Consider the following 15,776-nt stretch of genomic DNA (forward strand, 5'->3'; position numbering starts at 1 on the left):
ACCCGCGTGATCTCCTGCCCCTCCGCCAACCGCGCGAGGATGCGCGAGCTCAGCTCCGGCAACAGGGTGCGGGTCAGGATGACCTCGATGTTGCGCGCCCCACTGTCCACGTCACGGCATCGGGCCGCGATCGCTGCGGGCACGCTGTCGTCCACCTCCATCGACACGCCATAGGCTTCCTTCACCCGGCGCGCGATCCGCTTCATGTTGAGGCCAATGATCATCCGCATGATGTCGTCGGCCAACGGATAATACGTTACCACATTGCAACGGCCAAGGAAAGCCGGTTTGAACGATTTTAGCAGATCAGGCTTCAGCGCCTCGGTCAGCGCCTCGGGGTCCGGCGCGGTGTCCGGGTCGGCGCAGAGCTTGGCAATGGTGTCGGTGCCGGCATTGGACGTCATGATGATGACGGTGTTTCGGAAGTCGATGTCGCGACCCTCGCCGTCCTTCATCTGCCCCTTGTCGAACACCTGGTAGAAGACGTCCTGCACGCCGGGATGGGCCTTCTCCATCTCGTCCAGCAGCACCACGGAATAGGGACGGCGACGCACGGCTTCCGTCAGCACGCCGCCTTCGCCATAGCCGACATAGCCCGGGGGCGAGCCCATCAGGAGGGAGACCTTATGCTCCTCCTTGAACTCGCTCATGTTGATGACCGTCAGGTTCTGCTCGCCGCCGTAGAGCAGGTCGGCCACGGCCAGCGCCGTTTCCGTCTTGCCGACGCCGGAGGTGCCGACCATCAGGAACACGCCCACCGGCTTGCGCGGATCGGTCAGCCCGGCGCGGTTGGTGCGGATCGCCTGGGCGATGGCTTCCAGCGCGTGCGGCTGGCCGACCACGCGCTCCTCCAGCTTGTCCTTCAGCTTGAGGATGGTCTGGATCTCGTCGCCCAGCATCCGGCCCACGGGGATGCCGGTCCAGGTTTCCACCACCTCGCCGATGGCGTGGCCGTCCACCACCGGATGCACCAGCGGCTCCTCGCCTTGCAGGGTGCGCAGGGCGGCGGTGGCCTCGGCCAACTCGGCCTTGAGCGCCGCGAGGTCTTCCACCGGCGCCGTCGCTTCCGCCACCGCAGCCGCGCCGGCGGAGGAGGGGGCGGGGGTGGAAGCCGCCTCGACGCGGCCGCGCAGGTCGCGGATGCGCGTCACCAGCGCGATCTCTTCCTTCCAGCGGGCGTCCAGCGCGGACAGCTCGCCTTCCAGCTTGGCGCGCTCTTCCTCCAGCGCCTGGGTGCGCGCGGCGTGGTCGGAGCCCGACGCGCTCTCGCGCGCCAGCACGCGGGTCTCGGTCTCGATCAGCTCCAGCCGGCGCTGCCGGTCCTCGATCGCCGCGGGGGCAGCCGCCTGCGACATGGCGACGCGGGCGCAGGCGGTATCGAGCAGCGACACCGCCTTGTCCGGCAGCTGGCGGGCCGGGATGTAGCGGGCGGAGAGACGCACCGCCTCCTCCACCGCCTCATCCAGGATGCGCACGCCGTGGTGCTTTTCCAGCGTGGACACCAACCCGCGCAGCATGGCAGCGGCCAGCGGGTTGGAGGGCTCGCCGACCTGCACCACCTGGAAGCGGCGGGTCAGCGCGGCGTCCTTCTCGAAGTACTTCTTGTATTCCGCCCAGGTGGTGGCGGCGAGGCAGCGCAGCTCGCCGCGCGCCAGCGCGGGCTTGAGCAGGTTGGCCGCGTCGTTCTGCCCCTGCTGGCCGCCGGCGCCGATCAGCGTGTGCGCCTCGTCGATGAACAGGATGATCGGTTTCGGGCTCGACTTCACCGCGTCGATCACGCCCTTAAGGCGGTTCTCGAACTCGCCCTTCACCCCGGCGCCGGCCTGCAGCAGGCCGAGGTCGAGGCTCATCAGCCGGACCTCCTTGAGCGCTTCCGGCACGTCGCCCGCGGCGATGCGCAGCGCGAGGCCCTCGGCCACCGCGGTCTTGCCCACGCCGGGCTCGCCGGTGAGGATCGGGTTGTTCTGGCGACGGCGCGTCAGGATATCGACGGCCTGCCGGATTTCCGAGTCGCGGCCCAGGATCGGGTCGATCTTGCCCGCTTTGGCCTGCGCCGTGAGGTCGGTGCAGAACTGGTCCAGCGGCCCGCCGGCGCGCGGCGCCTCGCCGGGCACGCCCGGCGTCCCGCCCGCGGTGGAAGGGGAGGAGGCCAGGGCTTCGGCCGAGGACGCTTCCTCGGAAGCCGAGGCCATGTCGCGCATGCCCTTGCGCAGCGCCTCGGGCGAGATCTCGGCGAGGGACTGGGCGCTCTCGCGCACCACGCGGCGCAGCGTGTCATCCGACAGCAGCGCGCCCAGCATGTGGCCGGAGCGGATCTTGGCCGACTGGTCTTCCAGCGAGGCGATCAGCCACGCCTCGCGCAGCCAGGTGACGATGTCGGGTGACAGCGACGGTGCGCGGGAATTACCGGTGCGCAGCTTGTCCAGGCCGCGGTTCAGCTCGGCCGCCACGCGGCCGGCATCCAGGCCCTGGGCGCGCAGGATCGCCGACACGTCGGAGCCGGGGGTTTCCACGAGCTTGAGCAACAGGTGCTCGATCTCGACGTTGTAGTGGCTGCGCGACAGGGTCAGGCCTGCGGCAGCCTCCAGCTGGCGGCGGCACAGTTCATCGAGTCGCCCGACGAGCGACTTCAGGTCCAACGCGACCATGCCAGTGATACGCTCCCCGCCTCGGATCTTGCCGTGAAGAATCGTTGCCGGCCGCAACCCGGCCGGACACCGTTGCGATAAGCTAACTTGCTGTCGGAGCCGCTGTCCAGCACACTCGCTCGCGATTTAGCGATGGACGAAGATTCGGCGCATGGCGGGTGTTGGTGTGCTTGACCTGGATCAGTTGCTGGCGCCCCTCGGCACCGGGGAGAACGGCGTCGGCGACGACCTGCGGGAAGATTATTCCCCGACCTCGCCCTACCAGAAGCTGCGCGATGCCCGGGCCGAGGCCCGGGCCGAGGAGCGCGCGCAGGACACCAGTGGCGAACCTCCCACGGTTCCGCAGTCCTGGCGCGACGTGAAGCGGCTGGGCCAGGTCTGCCTGGCCGAGAAGAGCAAGGATTTCGAGGTCGCCTCCTGGCTGGCCGAGGCGCTGGTGCGGCTCGACGGGCTGGACGGGCTGCACGACGCGTCCGTGCTGCTGACCGGCCTGCTGGACCAGTACTGGGATGGCGGCTTTCCCTTGCCCGACGAGGAAGGGATGGAGGTCCGCGCCTCGCCCCTGGGCGGTTTGGCGGGGGACGCCGCGGATGGCACGCTGATGCAGCCGCTGCGCCGCCTGCCGCTGTTTCCCCGCGGCGATGGCAGCGACGCGTCCCTGTATATCTGGGCACAGGCCGAGGACACGGCCGCCATCGTCGACACCAAGCGGCGGGAAGCGCGGCTGGCTGCCGGGGTGCCGGCGCTGACGACCCTGGAAGCCGAGGCGCGTGCGTCCGGCCCCGTGCTGCGTGGCGTGGGCCTGGCGGCGCAGAAGGCGGGGGTGGTCTGGGCAGAATTCGACGCCAAGCTGACGGAGCGCTTCGGCAACGAGGCGCCTTCCACCCGGCGGGTGAGCGAGGCGCTGGCGCGCATCGTCGAGATCACCGAACGCATCACCGGCCCGCTCACCACCGCGGCCCCGGCCGGGGCGGCCGCCGCGGAACCCTCCGCCGCGGGCGCGACGGCAGCCGGGGCGGGAACCGTTGCCGTGGCCGGACCGGTCGGGGTCGGCGGCGGACCGATCACCGTCGGCGCCCTGCATTCGCGCGAGGACGCGATCGCTCGGCTGGAGGAGCTGGCGGCCTTTTTCCGCGCCACAGAGCCGCATTCCCCCCTGGCCTATACGCTGGAGGATGCGGTGCGCCGGGCGCGCCTGCCCTTGCCAGAACTGCTGGCCGAGGTGCTGCCCGACGAGGGCTCGCGCAATGCCATGCTGACCATGCTGGGCATTCGCACCCTCGGTCCGGTGACGATGCCGGCCATGGTGGCCGCGCCGGCGGCGGTGGCCCCCGCCGCCCCGGCGCCCGCGGCGGCACCGGCCGCCGCGGAAGCGCCCGCAGCGAACCCTGCTGCTTCCAACAAGATCGTCTGGTAGTATTTGACCAGGTTGCGATAGCGAACCTATCTTTCGGGCCGGGAAGATTTGCAAAGGGCCCCGGGGGGGCCTGAATGTTTCGGGAAATCCAGAGGGAATTGCCATGAGCGGGAGCGTTCACGAAAAGCTGGCGCGCGTGCGGAAGCCGCGCGTCCACATCACCTACCAGGTCGAAACCGAAGGCGCCGAGATCCTGCGCGAGCTGCCCTTCGTGGTCGGCATCATGGGCGATTTCGCCGGCGACCCGACCGAGCCGCTGAAGCCGCTGGCGGAGCGCAAGTTCGTCCAGATCGACCGCGACAACTTCGACGACGTGATGGCCCGCATCCAGCCCGGCCTGAACCTGAAGGTGGACAACACCCTGGCGGGCGACGGTTCCCAGATGGCGGTCAACCTGAAGTTCCGCTCCATGGACGATTTCGAGCCGGCCAAGGTGGCCGAGCAGGTGCCGGCGCTGAAGGCGATGCTCGAGACGCGCGCCAAGCTGCGCGACCTGATGAGCAAGGTGGACCGCTCCGACGAGCTCGAAGGGCTGCTGGAGCAGGTGCTGCAGGACAAGGACAAGCTGGCCAAGCTCTCGGGTGAGCTGGGCCTCGACAACAAGGGCGCCTGAACCATGAGCCAGACCCAGACGGGCGCTGCCGGCAGCACCACGGAACTGGAAGGCGGCCTCGGGCTGCTCGACCAAGTGATCGGCGCCACCAAGCAGACCGAGCGCGACCGCGCCCAGGACCTGATCAAGGCGCTGACCGAGGAAGCGCTGAAGGGCACCGTGACCTTCAGCCGCAACCTCGGCCAGACCTTCGACCGCGCCATCGCCGAGATCGACCGCAAGGTAAGCGAGCAGCTGAACGCGGTGATGCACAATGAGCGCTTCCTGAAGCTGGAAGGCTCCTGGCGCGGCCTGAAGTACCTGGTGCAGAACAGCGAGACCGGGACCTCGCTGAAGCTGCGGCTGCTGCAGGCCTCCAAGAAGGACCTGTCGCGCGACCTGCAGCGGGCCACCGAGTTCGACCAGAGCCAGCTGTTCAAGAAGCTCTACGAGAACGAGTTCGGCACCCCCGGCGGCGAGCCCTACGGCGCGCTGATCGGCGACTACGAGTGGACCAACCACCCCGACGACGTCGAAACGCTGCGCCTGGTGAGCAACGTCGCCGCGGCCGCCTTCGCACCCTTCATCTCGGCGGCCGGCGCCGGCATGTTCGGCTTCGAGGATTGGCGCGAGCTGAGCAAGCCCCGCGACCTGGCCAAGATCTTCGAGACGGCCGAATACGCCAAGTGGCGCTCCTTCCGCGACACGGAGGACAGCCGCTTCGTCAACCTGGTGATGCCGCGCACCATCGCCCGCCTGCCCTACGGTTCCGCGACCGTGCCGGTGGAGGAGTTCAACTACGAGGAGGCGCCCGCCGACGAGGCCGGGCGCGCCAAGCAGATGAACCACCACGACTACTGCTGGATGAACGCCGCCTACGTGATGGGGGCGCGGCTGACCGACGCCTTCGCGCAGCACGGCTTCTGCGTCGCCATCCGCGGCGCCGAGGGTGGCGGCAAGGTGTCCAACCTGCCGAGCCACACCTTCACCTCCGACGACGGCGACAGCGACGCGCAGTGCCCGACCGAGCTGGGCATCACCGACCGCCGCGAGGCCGAGCTCTCGGGCCTCGGCTTCCTGCCGCTGTGCCACTACAAGAACACCGACTACGCCGTGTTCTTCGGGGCGCAGAGCACGCAGAAGCCCAAGAAGTACGATCGGCCGGAAGCAACGGCCAATGCCGCCATCTCTGCCCGCCTGCCCTACCTGATGGCGACCAGCCGCTTCGCCCACTTCCTGAAGGTGATGGCGCGCGACAAGATCGGCTCCTTCATGGAGGCGAGCGACGTCCAGAGCTGGCTGAACCGTTGGATCAACAACTACGTCAACTCCAACGAGAATGCCGGCCAGGAAACCAAGGCCAAGTACCCGCTGCGCGAAGCCAAGGTCGAGGTGAAGGAAGTGCCGGGCAAGCCCGGCGTCTACAACGCCGTGGCCTATATGCGTCCCTGGCTGCAGATGGAGGAACTCTCCACCTCCATGCGCATGGTGGCGCGTATTCCGCAGAAGGCCTGAGGTGGACGGGACGGTGGCGGCCCCTGCCGGGGCCGCCGCCTCCCTGCCGGATCACGCCGAACCCGCGCCCACGCTGCGCGAGGCGGTGCTGGCGGGGCGGTTCCTCGGAACCTCCTATGCCGGCACCGCGCGCTCCCTGGCGGAGTTCGCCGCCGGCGGCAGCGAGGCACCCCTGCGGGACTGGTTCGGCGAGGCCGCGCTGCGTGCGGTGCTCGCCCATGACGGCACTGCGCGGGGCCGGCGCGCGGCCTGCGAACGCCTGCGCGAAGCGGCCGACCGCGACATCGCGGCACTCGATGCGCGCATCCATGCCCAGCTCGACCGCGTGATGTCGCATCCGCGCGTGCAGCGGCTGGAAGGTTCCTGGCGCGGGTTGTTCTGGCTGGCGGGGCGAGTGCCCTATGGCGCCAAGGTCAAGCTGCGGCTGCTGGTGGCACGCTGGCCGGAACTGTGCCGCGATTTCGAGCGCGCCGCCGAGTTCGACCAGTCCAACCTGTTCCGCGCCGTGTACGAGGAAGAGTTCGGCCATCCCGGCGGCGAGCCCTACGGCTTGCTGCTGGCCGATTACGAGTTGCGCCACGCACCCGGCCCCGGCAGCCCCACCGACGACGTCGCCGGGCTGGACGGTCTGGCCGGCATCGCCGCGGCCTCCTTCGCGCCGGTCGCGGTGGCGGCGCATCCGGCCCTGCTGGGGCTGGACGTGTTTTCCGACGTGGCGCCGAGCCTGGACCTGACGGACCCGCTGCGCGGGCCGGAGCGGCAGCGCTGGCGCGGCCTGCAGGGGCGCGAGGACAGCCGCTTCCTGGGCGTGCTGCTGCCGCGCGTGCTGGCGCGCGCGCCCTGGGCCGATGAGGCCGTGCGCCCCGACCGTTTCCGCCCGCGCGGCGCGCTGGGGCCGCGGGTCTGGACCAGCCCGGTCTACGCGCTGGGCGCCACGGTGCTGCGCGCCTTTGCCCGCTTCGGCTGGCCGGCCGATATCCGCGGCGCCGCCATCGCCGCCCAGGCCGAGGGCGGGGTGGTGGACGAGTTGCCGGCCGAGCGGCTCTCGGGCGATCCGCCCGGCGCGCCGCCGCGGCCGCCCATCGAGGTGTCGCTGACCGACCTGCAGGAACGCCAGGCGGTGGAAGCGGGGCTGATGCCGATCCTCGGGCTGGAAGGCCTGCCGGAGGTGACCTTTGCCGCCACCCCCAGCCTGCACCGGCCGCCGCGCATGACCGGCGAGGTCGCCAACGCCAACCAGCGCCTGTCCGCCCAGTTCAACGCGGTGCTCTGCGTCAGCCGCTTCGCCCACTGCATCAAGGTGATGGGGCGCGACATGGTGGGTGCCTTCAAGACGGCGGAAGAGATCGAGATGAAGCTGCAGCGCTGGCTGATGAACTTCGCCAACTCCTCCGGCGGCGGCATCGGCGAGAGCGCTGCCAAGTACCCGTTGCGCGGCGCCCGGGTGGAGGTGCGCGAGCGCCCGGGCAAGCCGGGGGTCTTCGGCTGCACCGTGCACCTGCAGCCGCACTACCAGCTGGACGAGGTCGGCGCCGCCTTCCGCCTCGTCACCGACCTGCAGGCCGCGAAGGCCGCGGCCTGAACCGAACACGCCGCGCGAGCGGCTGGCACCACCGACCAGGGGGAACACGGGACTCATGAGCAGTGATCCGGCGGGCGACGCCTTCCGAGCCGGCGACATCAAGGCCGCCATCGCCGCCACCACGGCCGCGGTGCGCGCCAAGCCGACCGATTCCGGCCTGCGCTGGCTGCTGGCGGAGATGTTCCTCTTTTCCGGGGAAACGGAACGCGCCGACCGGGCGCTGGACGCGGTGATCGCCGACGACCCCAGCCCGGCCGTGCTGGAATTCCGCCGCCTGCTGCGCGCGGAGGAGCACCGCCAGCAGTGCTTCCGGGAAGGCCGGGTGCCGAAGTTCCAGGGCGACGACCCGACCCCGGCGCAGAACGCCGCGCTGCGGGCGCTGACCCTGGCGCGCACCGGCGACCTGGCCGGCGCGGCTGAGGCGGCGGCGCAGGCGGAGGAGTTGCGTCCGCGCACCCCTGGCACCGCCGACGGCAAGCCCTTTGACGACCTGCGCGATGCCGATGACATCTTCGCCCCGCAATTCGAGGTGCTGACCGCCGGCGGCGACTACATGTGGGTGCCGACCGAACGGCTGCAGTCCTTGGTGATCGAGCCGGTGCGCCGCCCGCGCGACCTGTATTGGCGCCGCTGCATGCTGGAGTTGAAGGACGGCACGGAAGGGGCGGTGTTCCTGCCGGTGGTGTATCCCGCCACGGCGGCCACGATCTCCGACGCGCTGCGCCTGGGCCGGGAAACCGAGTGGTCCGAGGGCGAGGGCCCCGTGCGCGGCCTGGGCCAGCGGCTGCTGCTGGTGGGCGAGGACGCGCTGCCCCTGGCCGAGGCGGGCACGCTGGAGTTCACGTGAGCGATTCACATCGCCTCCGCCTGCCGCTGCTGGACCGGCTGCTGGACACCGATCCGGACGCGCCGCGCGACCCGCCCCTGTCCCAGCCCTTGGCGGTGGAGGTGCTGCGCGCCGCGGTGCGGCGGGACATGGAGGCGCTGCTGAACGCCCGGCGGCGCCGCGTGCCCCTGCCCAAGGGTCTCGCGGAGCTGCCGACCTCCCCGATCGGCTACGGCGTGCCGGATCCCACCGCGGGCTCCTTTACCGCCGAGGAAACCCGCGTCGCCCTGGCGCGGGAGGTGGAGCTGACGCTGCGGCGTTTCGAGCCGCGGCTGACCTCCATCACCGTGACTCTGCCGCCGCTGGAAAGCGAGTCGCTGGACCGCTCGCTCAAGCTGCGGGTGGAGGCAATCCTGCGCACCGATCCGGTGCCGGAGCAGGTGGCCTTCGAGACGGTGCTGCGTCCCGCCACCCTGGACGTGGCGGTGCGCGAGCAGTGAGCGAATCCCTCCTCCCCTACTACAACCGGGAACTCCAGGCGCTGCGGCGCGACGCCGGTGAATTCGCCCAGGCCTTTCCCAAGGTGGCAGGCCGCCTGCGCCTGAGCGGCGAGATCGCCGACGACCCCTATGTGGAGCGCCTGCTGGAGGGCGTCGCCTTCCTGGCCGCCCGGGTGCAGCACCGTCTGGACGACGAGCTGCCGGAGATCTCCGACGCGCTGCTGGAGATGCTGTCGCCGCAGCTGCTGGCCCCCGTTCCCTCCATGACCACGCTGCGCCTGCGCGGCAGCCCGGAGCTGCGCGCCGGGGTGGTGGTGCCGCGCGGCCTGGCGGTGGAAACCGATCCCGTGCGCGGTGAGCCGGTGCGCTTCCGCACCTGCCACGACGTCACGCTCTGGCCGCTGGTGCTGGACACCGCCCGCCTATCCGGCCTGCCCTTCCCCGCGCCGCCCAATCCGGCCGCCTCCGGCGCGGTGGCCTGCCTGCGGCTGGTGCTGCGCACCCCCGCCCCCGATCTGCCGATCAACACGCTGGGGCTGGACCGGCTGCGGCTGCACCTGCGCGGTGCCGGGGCCCAGGGCGCCCTGCTGCACGAGTTGCTGAGCCAATCCGTGATCTCGGTGGCGCTGGCCGATGGGCCGGCGGACACCGCCCCCACCATCCTGGGGCCGGACGCGCTGCGGCCGGCGGGTTTCGCGGCGGAGGAAGCGGCGCTGCCGTGGCCCAACCGCGCCTTTGCCGGGCACCGGCTGCTGACGGAATGGTTCGCCTTTCCGGAAAAGTTCCTCTACCTCGACCTCGACGGGCTCGACGCCCGCTCTCTCGTGCAGAAGGGCGACCGGATCGAGGTCTTCGTCTGGCTGTCCCGCGCGGTGACGGAGCTGGAGCGCTCGGTGAGCGCGGAGAACTTCGCGCTGGGCTGCGTGCCGGCGGTGAACCTGTTTCCCCTGCGCTGCGAGCCCATCGCGCTGGACGGCACGCGCTCGGAATGGCCGATCGTGCCTGATGCGCGCCGCCCGGCCTCGCTGGAAGTCTACGCGGTCGAGGAGGTGCGCGAGAGCCGTTCCGACGGCAGCCGGCGCACGGTGCTGCCCTTTCACCGTCTCGGCCGCGCCGACGCTCAGGAAGAGGTGACGGAGGTCAACTACCTGTCGCTGCGGCGCCCCGCGCTGGCGCCGCTGACGGGTACCCAGACCACGCTGGCACTACGCGACGCCGCCTTCGACCCGGCGCAGCCGGCCGACGCGGTGCTGAGCGTGGACGCGCTGTGCTGCAACCGCGACCTGCCTTCCATGCTGCCCTTCGGCGGCGGCCAGCCCCGCCTGCGGGTGAGCGAGGGGGGCACTCCCGTGGCCGGGGCGGAATGCATGACCGCGCCGACGCCGACGCTGAGGCCGCAGCTGAGCGAGCGCAGCGCCTGGAAGCTGGTTTCGCATCTGGCGCTGAACCACCTGGGCGTCACCGGCGGGCCGGAGGGCGCACTGGCGCTGCGCGAGATCCTGCGCCTGCACGACCTGCGTGACACGGCCGAGAGCCGTGCTGCCATCGCCGCCCTGCTGGCGGTGGAGAGCCGCCCCGGCGTAGCACGGCTGCCGGGCGGGCGTCCCGGTGCTTTCGTGCGCGGGCTGGACGTGACGCTGACCTTCGACCCGGCCGGCTGGCAGGCCGGCGGGCTGCACCTGCTGGCCGCGGCGCTGGAGCGCTTCCTGGCGCTGCAGGTCTCGGTCAACGCTTTCGTGCGCACGGCGGCGGTGCTGCGCGGGCGTCCCGGGGCGGTGGCGCGCTGGGCGCCGCGGTCCGGCACGCGCATCCTGCTGTGAGCGAGTTCCCGCCTGCCCAGCGCCTCGACCTCGCTGCCCTCGGGCTAGGAGAGGCCGCCCCGTCCGGGGCTGCGCCGGACGCCGTGGCCGGGGTGCCGCCGGAACGGGTGCCTGACGCTCCGTCCGGGGCGGCGCCGGCGCAAGCCGCTACCCCGATCCCGAGCCCGATCCCGGTGCCGCTGCATCTCGCCTTGCCGCTTCCTGGGCCACCGGAGCCTTCGCCGCGTGACCGGCTGGCCCGGACGCCCGGGCGCTTCGACCTGGACCAGGGCATCGCCGTGGCGGCGCACGGGGTGGATGCGCGCGACTTGCACTACCGCACCAGCGCGCGCCTGGCGCATGCCGAGGGTGCCATCGTGCAGGCCGACCCGGCGGCACGCACGCTGACCCTGGCCACCTTCGGGCTGATCGGCCCGGGCGGCGTGCTGCCACGCCACCACACCGCCACGGTCGCGACGGAGCTGCGCAAGCGCTCCGCCGCGCTGCACGCCTTTCTGGACATGCTGGGCGGGCGCTTCGCCGGGCTCTGGGCCAAGGCAGGGGCCAAGTACCGCCCGACCCGCGACCCCCAGCCGGCCGAGCGCGCGCTGTCCGCGGCCCTCGGCCTGGGCACGCCGCACCTGACGGAACGGGCCGGGGCACCGGAACCGGCGCTGCTGTTCCATGCCGGCAACCTGTCGGCCCGCACCCGCTCGGCCGAACGGCTGCGCGCCATGCTGGAGGAGGAGGCGGGCGGCGCGGTGGAACTGGTGGAGTTCGCCGGTGGCTGGCTGCGCCTGCCCGAGGAAGAACGCACCCGCCTGGGCGGCCGCGGCCGGCGCGGCGGCGTGCCCGGCCAGCATTCCGCCCTGGGGCAGGGCGCCGTACTGGGCGGGCAGGTCTGGGACGCGCAGTCGCGCTTCATCGTCCGCATCGGCCCGCTGCCGCGCGAAGCCTTCGAGGCGCTGCTGCCCGGCACGCCCGGCCATGCCCGGCTGCTGGCGCTGTGCCGCCTGCATGTCGGGCTGGACACCGGCTTCGCCCTGAACCCCGTGCTGGCGCGGGAGGACGTGCCGGCCCTGCGCCTCGGCGCGGCGGCGGCGGGCGCGCGGCTCGGCTGGTCCTCCTGGCTGACCCGGCCCACGCCGCGGCGGCGCGACGGCACCGAGCCGATCTTCGATGCGCGCTGAAACCGCCACGTGAAAGCAATCTTCTCGCGCCCGCACCGATCGTGCTATTCCGCCTCGGAAAATGGGAGGCTGGATCATGTCCCGCACCGCGTTGCTTGCCGCCGGAGCGGCCGTCCTGATCGGCGGCGCCATCACCGCCACCCCCGGCTGGGCCCAGTCCGACCCCGCTGCCCTGTCCCTGATCGAGCGGCTGCGGCCGCAGGCCGGCCAGACCCGCGGCATCCGTATGCCCGGGTCGGAAGCGGCGCCCGCCGCCCCGACGCAGCCGGCACCGGCCGCCGCCACTGTGCCCGCGCCGCCGTCCGGCAGCACCGCTCGCCCGGCGGCGGCCAGTGCTCCGGCGCCCCGGCCCGCGACGCCGGCCCCGGCGCGTCCCGCCGCGGCCGCCACCACGGCGCCTGCCGGTGTTGCGGCCGTGTCCATCACCGTGCGCTTTCCCACCGGCTCGGCCACGCTGACGCCGCAGGCGGAACGCGAGCTGGCGCCGCTCGGGCAGGCCCTGAGCTCGGCCGAGCTGGCGCCCTACCGTTTCCGCATCGAGGGTCACACCGACACGGTGGGCTCGGTGGACAGCAACAAGCTGCTCTCGGAGCGTCGTGCCGATGCGGTGCGCGACTACCTCGTGAGCCGCTTCGGTGTCAGCCAGGACCGGCTGGAAGCGGTGGGCCTGGGCCAGTCCCAGCCGCTGGTGCGCACCGGCGACCAGGTGCCGGAAGCGCGGAACCGCCGCGTGCAGGTGCTGAACCTCGGGAGCTGATCTCCCGCGACGCGGGAGGCGGGCGCGATGGGCTCGGAGGCTGACGACACGGTTCGGCTGAGCCCGCCGCCCCGCGCCGGGCGGCCGGTTCGGGGCTCTGCCACCCGGCGCAACGCTTGGCTGGGGGGGGTAGCGGGGCTGATCCTGGCGGGTGCGGTGGGCTGGACCGCCTTCCGCCTGCTGGCGCCGGTTCCCGCCCCGCTGCCTTCCCCGGCGCCGGTCGTCGCCCTGGCGACACCGCCCGCCGCTCCCGTCCTGCAAGCCTTCCCCGTGCTGACGGAAGCCGAGATCGCCGACCACCGGGCGGCCTGGCCGACGGTGCTGCAGCTGGCGGAGAACCCGCGCGTCTTCGTGCTGGATTTCCCGGACCTCGCCAGCCAGGGCATGGCGCTGAACCGGGTTGCCGCCCTGGTGGAAAAGGCCGACCTGCCGCGCGACCACGTGCTGTCCGACACCGAGATGGCGGCCGTGCTGGTGCGCTCGGGCGAAACGGCGGAAACCTACTACTACGGCCACGACTACCGCGGTTCCGACCTGGAACGCTTCTTCACCCTGGCGGCCCGCGAAGGGCTGGTGCTGAACGAGGGCGAGCGCTGGGTGTCCGAGCAGCTGGCCCGTGCCCGCGCCCTGTCCGGCCCGGGGGAGATCGCCCTGATCTCCGTGGCGGCGCCGGGTCCGCGGATGGATGAATCCGCCCGCCGGACGATCCTGCACCACGAGGTCGGGCACGGCTACGACTTCACGGTGCCCTTCTACGCCGCCCATGTCCGCCGCGTCTGGGCGGAGAGCTTCACCGAGGCCGATCGCGCTGCCTTTCGCAGCTTCCTGGCGCGCGAAGGCTACGACGTGACCAACGAGGACCTCGTGGCCGGCGAGATGCAAGCTTACCTGCTGTTTACCCCCGACGAGCGCTTCTTTGCCGCCCAGCATCTCGGCCTGAGCCCGCAGCGGGTGGAACAGCTGCGCGCCCTGGTGCGGAACCGCGCGCCCCTGCCCTGAGCGCCGCCGTTCAGCCGGCGGCGGGAAGGCGCTTGGACAGGAAGTAGCGGCTGTGCCCGGGCGGGTGGTCGTCCAGCTGGCCAAACACGGCGTAGCCCAGCTTCTGGTAGAAACCGAGGGCCTGAAAGCTGAAGGTGTCCAGCCGCACGCCGATGCAGCCACGACGAGCGGCCTCGGCTTCGGCCTGCCGCATCAGCTCCGAACCCAGGCGCTGGTGCCGGAGGTGTTCCGGCACGGCCAGCAGCTCGATGAACAGCCAGCCCCAGGAGGTGCGGCCCCAAAGGCCGCCGGTCACCGCGCCCCCGGCCGGCTCCCGCAGCAGCAGGGCCAGGGGGCGGCCATCGGAAGGCCCGATCTGGGCTTCGTTGAAGGCGACCAGCGGGCGCAGGATCGCTTCCCGGGCCGAAGCTTCCGGCGCATCCGTCAGGACCAGTTCATATTCCGCCTCAGAAGCCACGCCAGCACCCCGCGACACGTCGGGGCCGGTTTAGCGTGAAGGACGGGGGAGGGGGATAGCGCCGGCGCGCTTCGCGTCGGCCGGCCGGTGTTGTCGGGGCGATGCCGTCCCTCCGGCCCAGGGCCGGGATGCGGGGGCGCCGGGCTGCGGCGGTAACGACCGCCGGGCTGCAGCGTTCTCCCCGTATCTCCCGAACTGGAACCCTGCCGATGCGCCCGCCCCTGATCGCCGCCCTGTTGCTCGCCGCCACGCCCCTGTTGTCCCAGGGCGCTGCCGCACAAACAGCCGTGGAGCGCGCGCAACGGCAGCTCGACCAGCAGATCCAGGGCGACCGCCTTCGCGATGCGGCGCGGGACGCCAGGGGCGACGTGCGCGACGGCGCCGCGGCGCGGGTGGACGCGCTGGAAGCTGATCGCGCGCCCTTGCTCACCAACCGGAGCCCGACTCAGGACAGCCTCACCAGTGGCGGCACGCACCTGGAAACGGCACCGGTGGAACTGCCGGGCAGCACGCCTCTGCGCGACCGGGCACCCACGGTGGAGCGTCGCTGAGGGCGAGCCGCGGCGAGGCGGGGAGAGGAGTGGCGCGCCGCCGAGGGTGAGTATCGGTCCTTACTTCCTCATGGATGATTCCTGAACGGCCGGCAACGCATTCAGGTGTCGGAACGTTCATCGGCAAACGCCCAGGAGCCGATCATGTCCCGTTTCACTCCCCTGTGCCGTGGTGCCCTGCTGGCCGGCTTCGTCGCATCCGCCTTCGCCCTGCCGGCCGCCGCGCAGGACCTGAACGGCATTGTCGGCCAGGTCCTGCAGGGCCTGCAGGGCAACCAGCCCGGCAACAACGAGGACGCGCGACGACGCGACGAGGATGCGCGCTGGGCCCGCGAGCGTGAGCGGCAAGGCTCTGAGCGCGATCGCGAAGCCCGGGAACGCCGGCGCGAGGATTGGGAGCGCGACCGGGCCCGGCAGGAAAGTGACCGTGGACGTGGTGGGGACCGCCGTCGTGCCACGGAGGACCGTGACCGTCAGCTGGCCGAGCAGCAGCGCCGGATCGAGGATGAGCGCCGCCGCATCGCTGATGACCGTCGGCGCATTGAGGAAGACCGCTACCGGCGCTGAGGCCCGCGCCGCAACCCGGGCCGGAAAGGCACGTTCCCTCGCCACTGCTTCGAGAACGACACCATGCGCCCCCTATCCATCCTGGCTGCTGCTATCCTGGCCCTGACCGCGTCGCCTGCGGAAGCCGGGACGCTCGACAACCTGTTCAGCAGCACACTGGGGCGGATCTCCCTGTTCCGCGGCCAGGGTGAGGCGGCCGCGCCGGCGAAGCCGGTCGCGGACGAAGCCCTGAATCGCGAGCGTGAAGCACGTGAGATCCGGCGCCGCTACTGGGAGCAGGAAAAGGCGCGACGGGAAGCGCGTGCTGCCGGCAGCACCAACCTGGTCGCCAGCCCGGTTCAGTAGGCCGGAGCGTCCCGCGTCGCATAGCGCCGTG

The 15,776-nt window shown here is 71.9% G+C and carries 15 protein-coding genes; 13 read left to right on the forward strand and 2 right to left on the reverse strand.

The features are described from left to right. On the reverse strand, window positions 1-2,648 hold a 2,648-nt coding region (gene tssH, locus ACLIBK_RS20085; RefSeq protein ID WP_415389082.1), incomplete at its 3' end, for a type VI secretion system ATPase TssH. Between the two features lie 166 nt (window positions 2,649-2,814). Here tssH and tssA point away from each other — a divergent pair. The 10 genes from tssA to ACLIBK_RS20135 all read left to right on the forward strand — a co-directional run bounded on the left by tssA (window position 2,815) and on the right by ACLIBK_RS20135 (window position 13,825). Beyond that, window positions 2,815-4,065 (forward strand): type VI secretion system protein TssA, encoded by a 1,251-nt coding sequence (gene tssA / locus ACLIBK_RS20090; protein ID WP_415389083.1) that lies wholly within the window; start codon window positions 2,815-2,817, stop codon window positions 4,063-4,065. A 103-nt stretch (window positions 4,066-4,168) separates the two neighbouring features. Further along, window positions 4,169-4,678 (forward strand): type VI secretion system contractile sheath small subunit, encoded by a 510-nt coding sequence (gene tssB, locus ACLIBK_RS20095; RefSeq protein WP_415389084.1) that lies wholly within the window; start codon window positions 4,169-4,171, stop codon window positions 4,676-4,678. A 3-nt stretch (window positions 4,679-4,681) separates the two neighbouring features. Beyond that, window positions 4,682-6,172, forward strand: coding sequence for a type VI secretion system contractile sheath large subunit (gene tssC, locus ACLIBK_RS20100; protein WP_415389085.1), 1,491 nt, complete (start codon window positions 4,682-4,684; stop codon window positions 6,170-6,172). A 1-nt stretch (window position 6,173) separates the two neighbouring features. Then, window positions 6,174-7,754: a type VI secretion system contractile sheath large subunit gene (gene tssC, locus ACLIBK_RS20105; protein WP_415389086.1), complete on the forward strand. Its 1,581-nt coding sequence runs from the start codon at window positions 6,174-6,176 to the stop codon at window positions 7,752-7,754. A gap of 55 nt (window positions 7,755-7,809) precedes the next feature. Beyond that, on the forward strand, window positions 7,810-8,601 hold the full coding sequence (locus tag ACLIBK_RS20110; protein WP_415389087.1) for a type VI secretion system accessory protein TagJ: 792 nt from the start codon (window positions 7,810-7,812) through the stop codon (window positions 8,599-8,601). Further along, window positions 8,598-9,080 carry a type VI secretion system baseplate subunit TssE gene (tssE, locus tag ACLIBK_RS20115; protein WP_415389088.1) on the forward strand — a complete coding sequence of 161 codons (483 nt, stop codon included), beginning with the start codon at window positions 8,598-8,600 and terminating at the stop codon, window positions 9,078-9,080. The genes ACLIBK_RS20110 and tssE overlap by 4 nt, the downstream gene beginning before the upstream one ends. Continuing rightward, window positions 9,077-10,900 (forward strand): type VI secretion system baseplate subunit TssF, encoded by a 1,824-nt coding sequence (gene tssF, locus ACLIBK_RS20120; protein WP_415389089.1) that lies wholly within the window; start codon window positions 9,077-9,079, stop codon window positions 10,898-10,900. Before tssE ends, tssF begins: the two co-directional genes overlap by 4 nt. Further along, window positions 10,897-12,069: a type VI secretion system baseplate subunit TssG gene (tssG, locus tag ACLIBK_RS20125; RefSeq protein ID WP_415389090.1), complete on the forward strand. Its 1,173-nt coding sequence runs from the start codon at window positions 10,897-10,899 to the stop codon at window positions 12,067-12,069. The genes tssF and tssG overlap by 4 nt, the downstream gene beginning before the upstream one ends. Window positions 12,070-12,145: 76 nt before the next feature. After that, on the forward strand, window positions 12,146-12,826 hold the full coding sequence (locus tag ACLIBK_RS20130; RefSeq protein WP_415389091.1) for an OmpA family protein: 681 nt from the start codon (window positions 12,146-12,148) through the stop codon (window positions 12,824-12,826). Window positions 12,827-12,853: 27 nt separating this feature from the next. Continuing rightward, complete coding sequence (locus tag ACLIBK_RS20135) at window positions 12,854-13,825, forward strand: hypothetical protein (RefSeq protein ID WP_415389092.1); 972 nt, start codon at window positions 12,854-12,856, stop codon at window positions 13,823-13,825. 10 nt (window positions 13,826-13,835) lie between these two features. Here ACLIBK_RS20135 and ACLIBK_RS20140 read toward each other — a convergent pair whose 3' ends face one another. Then, window positions 13,836-14,282 (reverse strand): GNAT family N-acetyltransferase, encoded by a 447-nt coding sequence (locus ACLIBK_RS20140; protein WP_415389093.1) that lies wholly within the window; start codon window positions 14,280-14,282, stop codon window positions 13,836-13,838. A 209-nt stretch (window positions 14,283-14,491) separates the two neighbouring features. Between ACLIBK_RS20140 and ACLIBK_RS20145 the strand changes: the two genes are divergently transcribed. The 3 genes from ACLIBK_RS20145 to ACLIBK_RS20155 all read left to right on the forward strand — a co-directional run bounded on the left by ACLIBK_RS20145 (window position 14,492) and on the right by ACLIBK_RS20155 (window position 15,745). Further along, a complete protein-coding gene (locus ACLIBK_RS20145) occupies window positions 14,492-14,833 on the forward strand; it encodes a hypothetical protein (protein ID WP_415389094.1) in 342 nt (113 codons plus the stop codon). 144 nt (window positions 14,834-14,977) lie between these two features. Next, a complete protein-coding gene (locus ACLIBK_RS20150; protein WP_415389095.1) occupies window positions 14,978-15,400 on the forward strand; it encodes a hypothetical protein in 423 nt (140 codons plus the stop codon). 63 nt (window positions 15,401-15,463) lie between these two features. Continuing rightward, window positions 15,464-15,745 carry a hypothetical protein gene (locus ACLIBK_RS20155; RefSeq protein WP_415389096.1) on the forward strand — a complete coding sequence of 94 codons (282 nt, stop codon included), beginning with the start codon at window positions 15,464-15,466 and terminating at the stop codon, window positions 15,743-15,745. Window positions 15,746-15,776 lie beyond the last annotated feature (31 nt).

This window comes from Roseomonas sp. BN140053, from assembly GCF_047690175.1.
Lineage (GTDB): Bacteria > Pseudomonadota > Alphaproteobacteria > Acetobacterales > Acetobacteraceae > Roseomonas.

Excerpts from the sequence above, each read along its gene's own strand:
- tssB (WP_415389084.1), top strand. The coding sequence starts at position 4,169 with ATGAGCGGGAGCGTTCACGAAAAGCTGGCGCGCGTGCGGAAGCCGCGC.
- tssC (WP_415389085.1), top strand. The coding sequence starts at position 4,682 with ATGAGCCAGACCCAGACGGGCGCTGCCGGCAGCACCACGGAACTGGAA.
- ACLIBK_RS20110 (WP_415389087.1), top strand. The coding sequence starts at position 7,810 with ATGAGCAGTGATCCGGCGGGCGACGCCTTCCGAGCCGGCGACATCAAG.
- ACLIBK_RS20130 (WP_415389091.1), top strand. The coding sequence starts at position 12,146 with ATGTCCCGCACCGCGTTGCTTGCCGCCGGAGCGGCCGTCCTGATCGGC.
- ACLIBK_RS20135 (WP_415389092.1), top strand. The coding sequence starts at position 12,854 with ATGGGCTCGGAGGCTGACGACACGGTTCGGCTGAGCCCGCCGCCCCGC.
- ACLIBK_RS20145 (WP_415389094.1), top strand. The coding sequence starts at position 14,492 with ATGCGCCCGCCCCTGATCGCCGCCCTGTTGCTCGCCGCCACGCCCCTG.
- ACLIBK_RS20150 (WP_415389095.1), top strand. The coding sequence starts at position 14,978 with ATGTCCCGTTTCACTCCCCTGTGCCGTGGTGCCCTGCTGGCCGGCTTC.
- ACLIBK_RS20155 (WP_415389096.1), top strand. The coding sequence starts at position 15,464 with ATGCGCCCCCTATCCATCCTGGCTGCTGCTATCCTGGCCCTGACCGCG.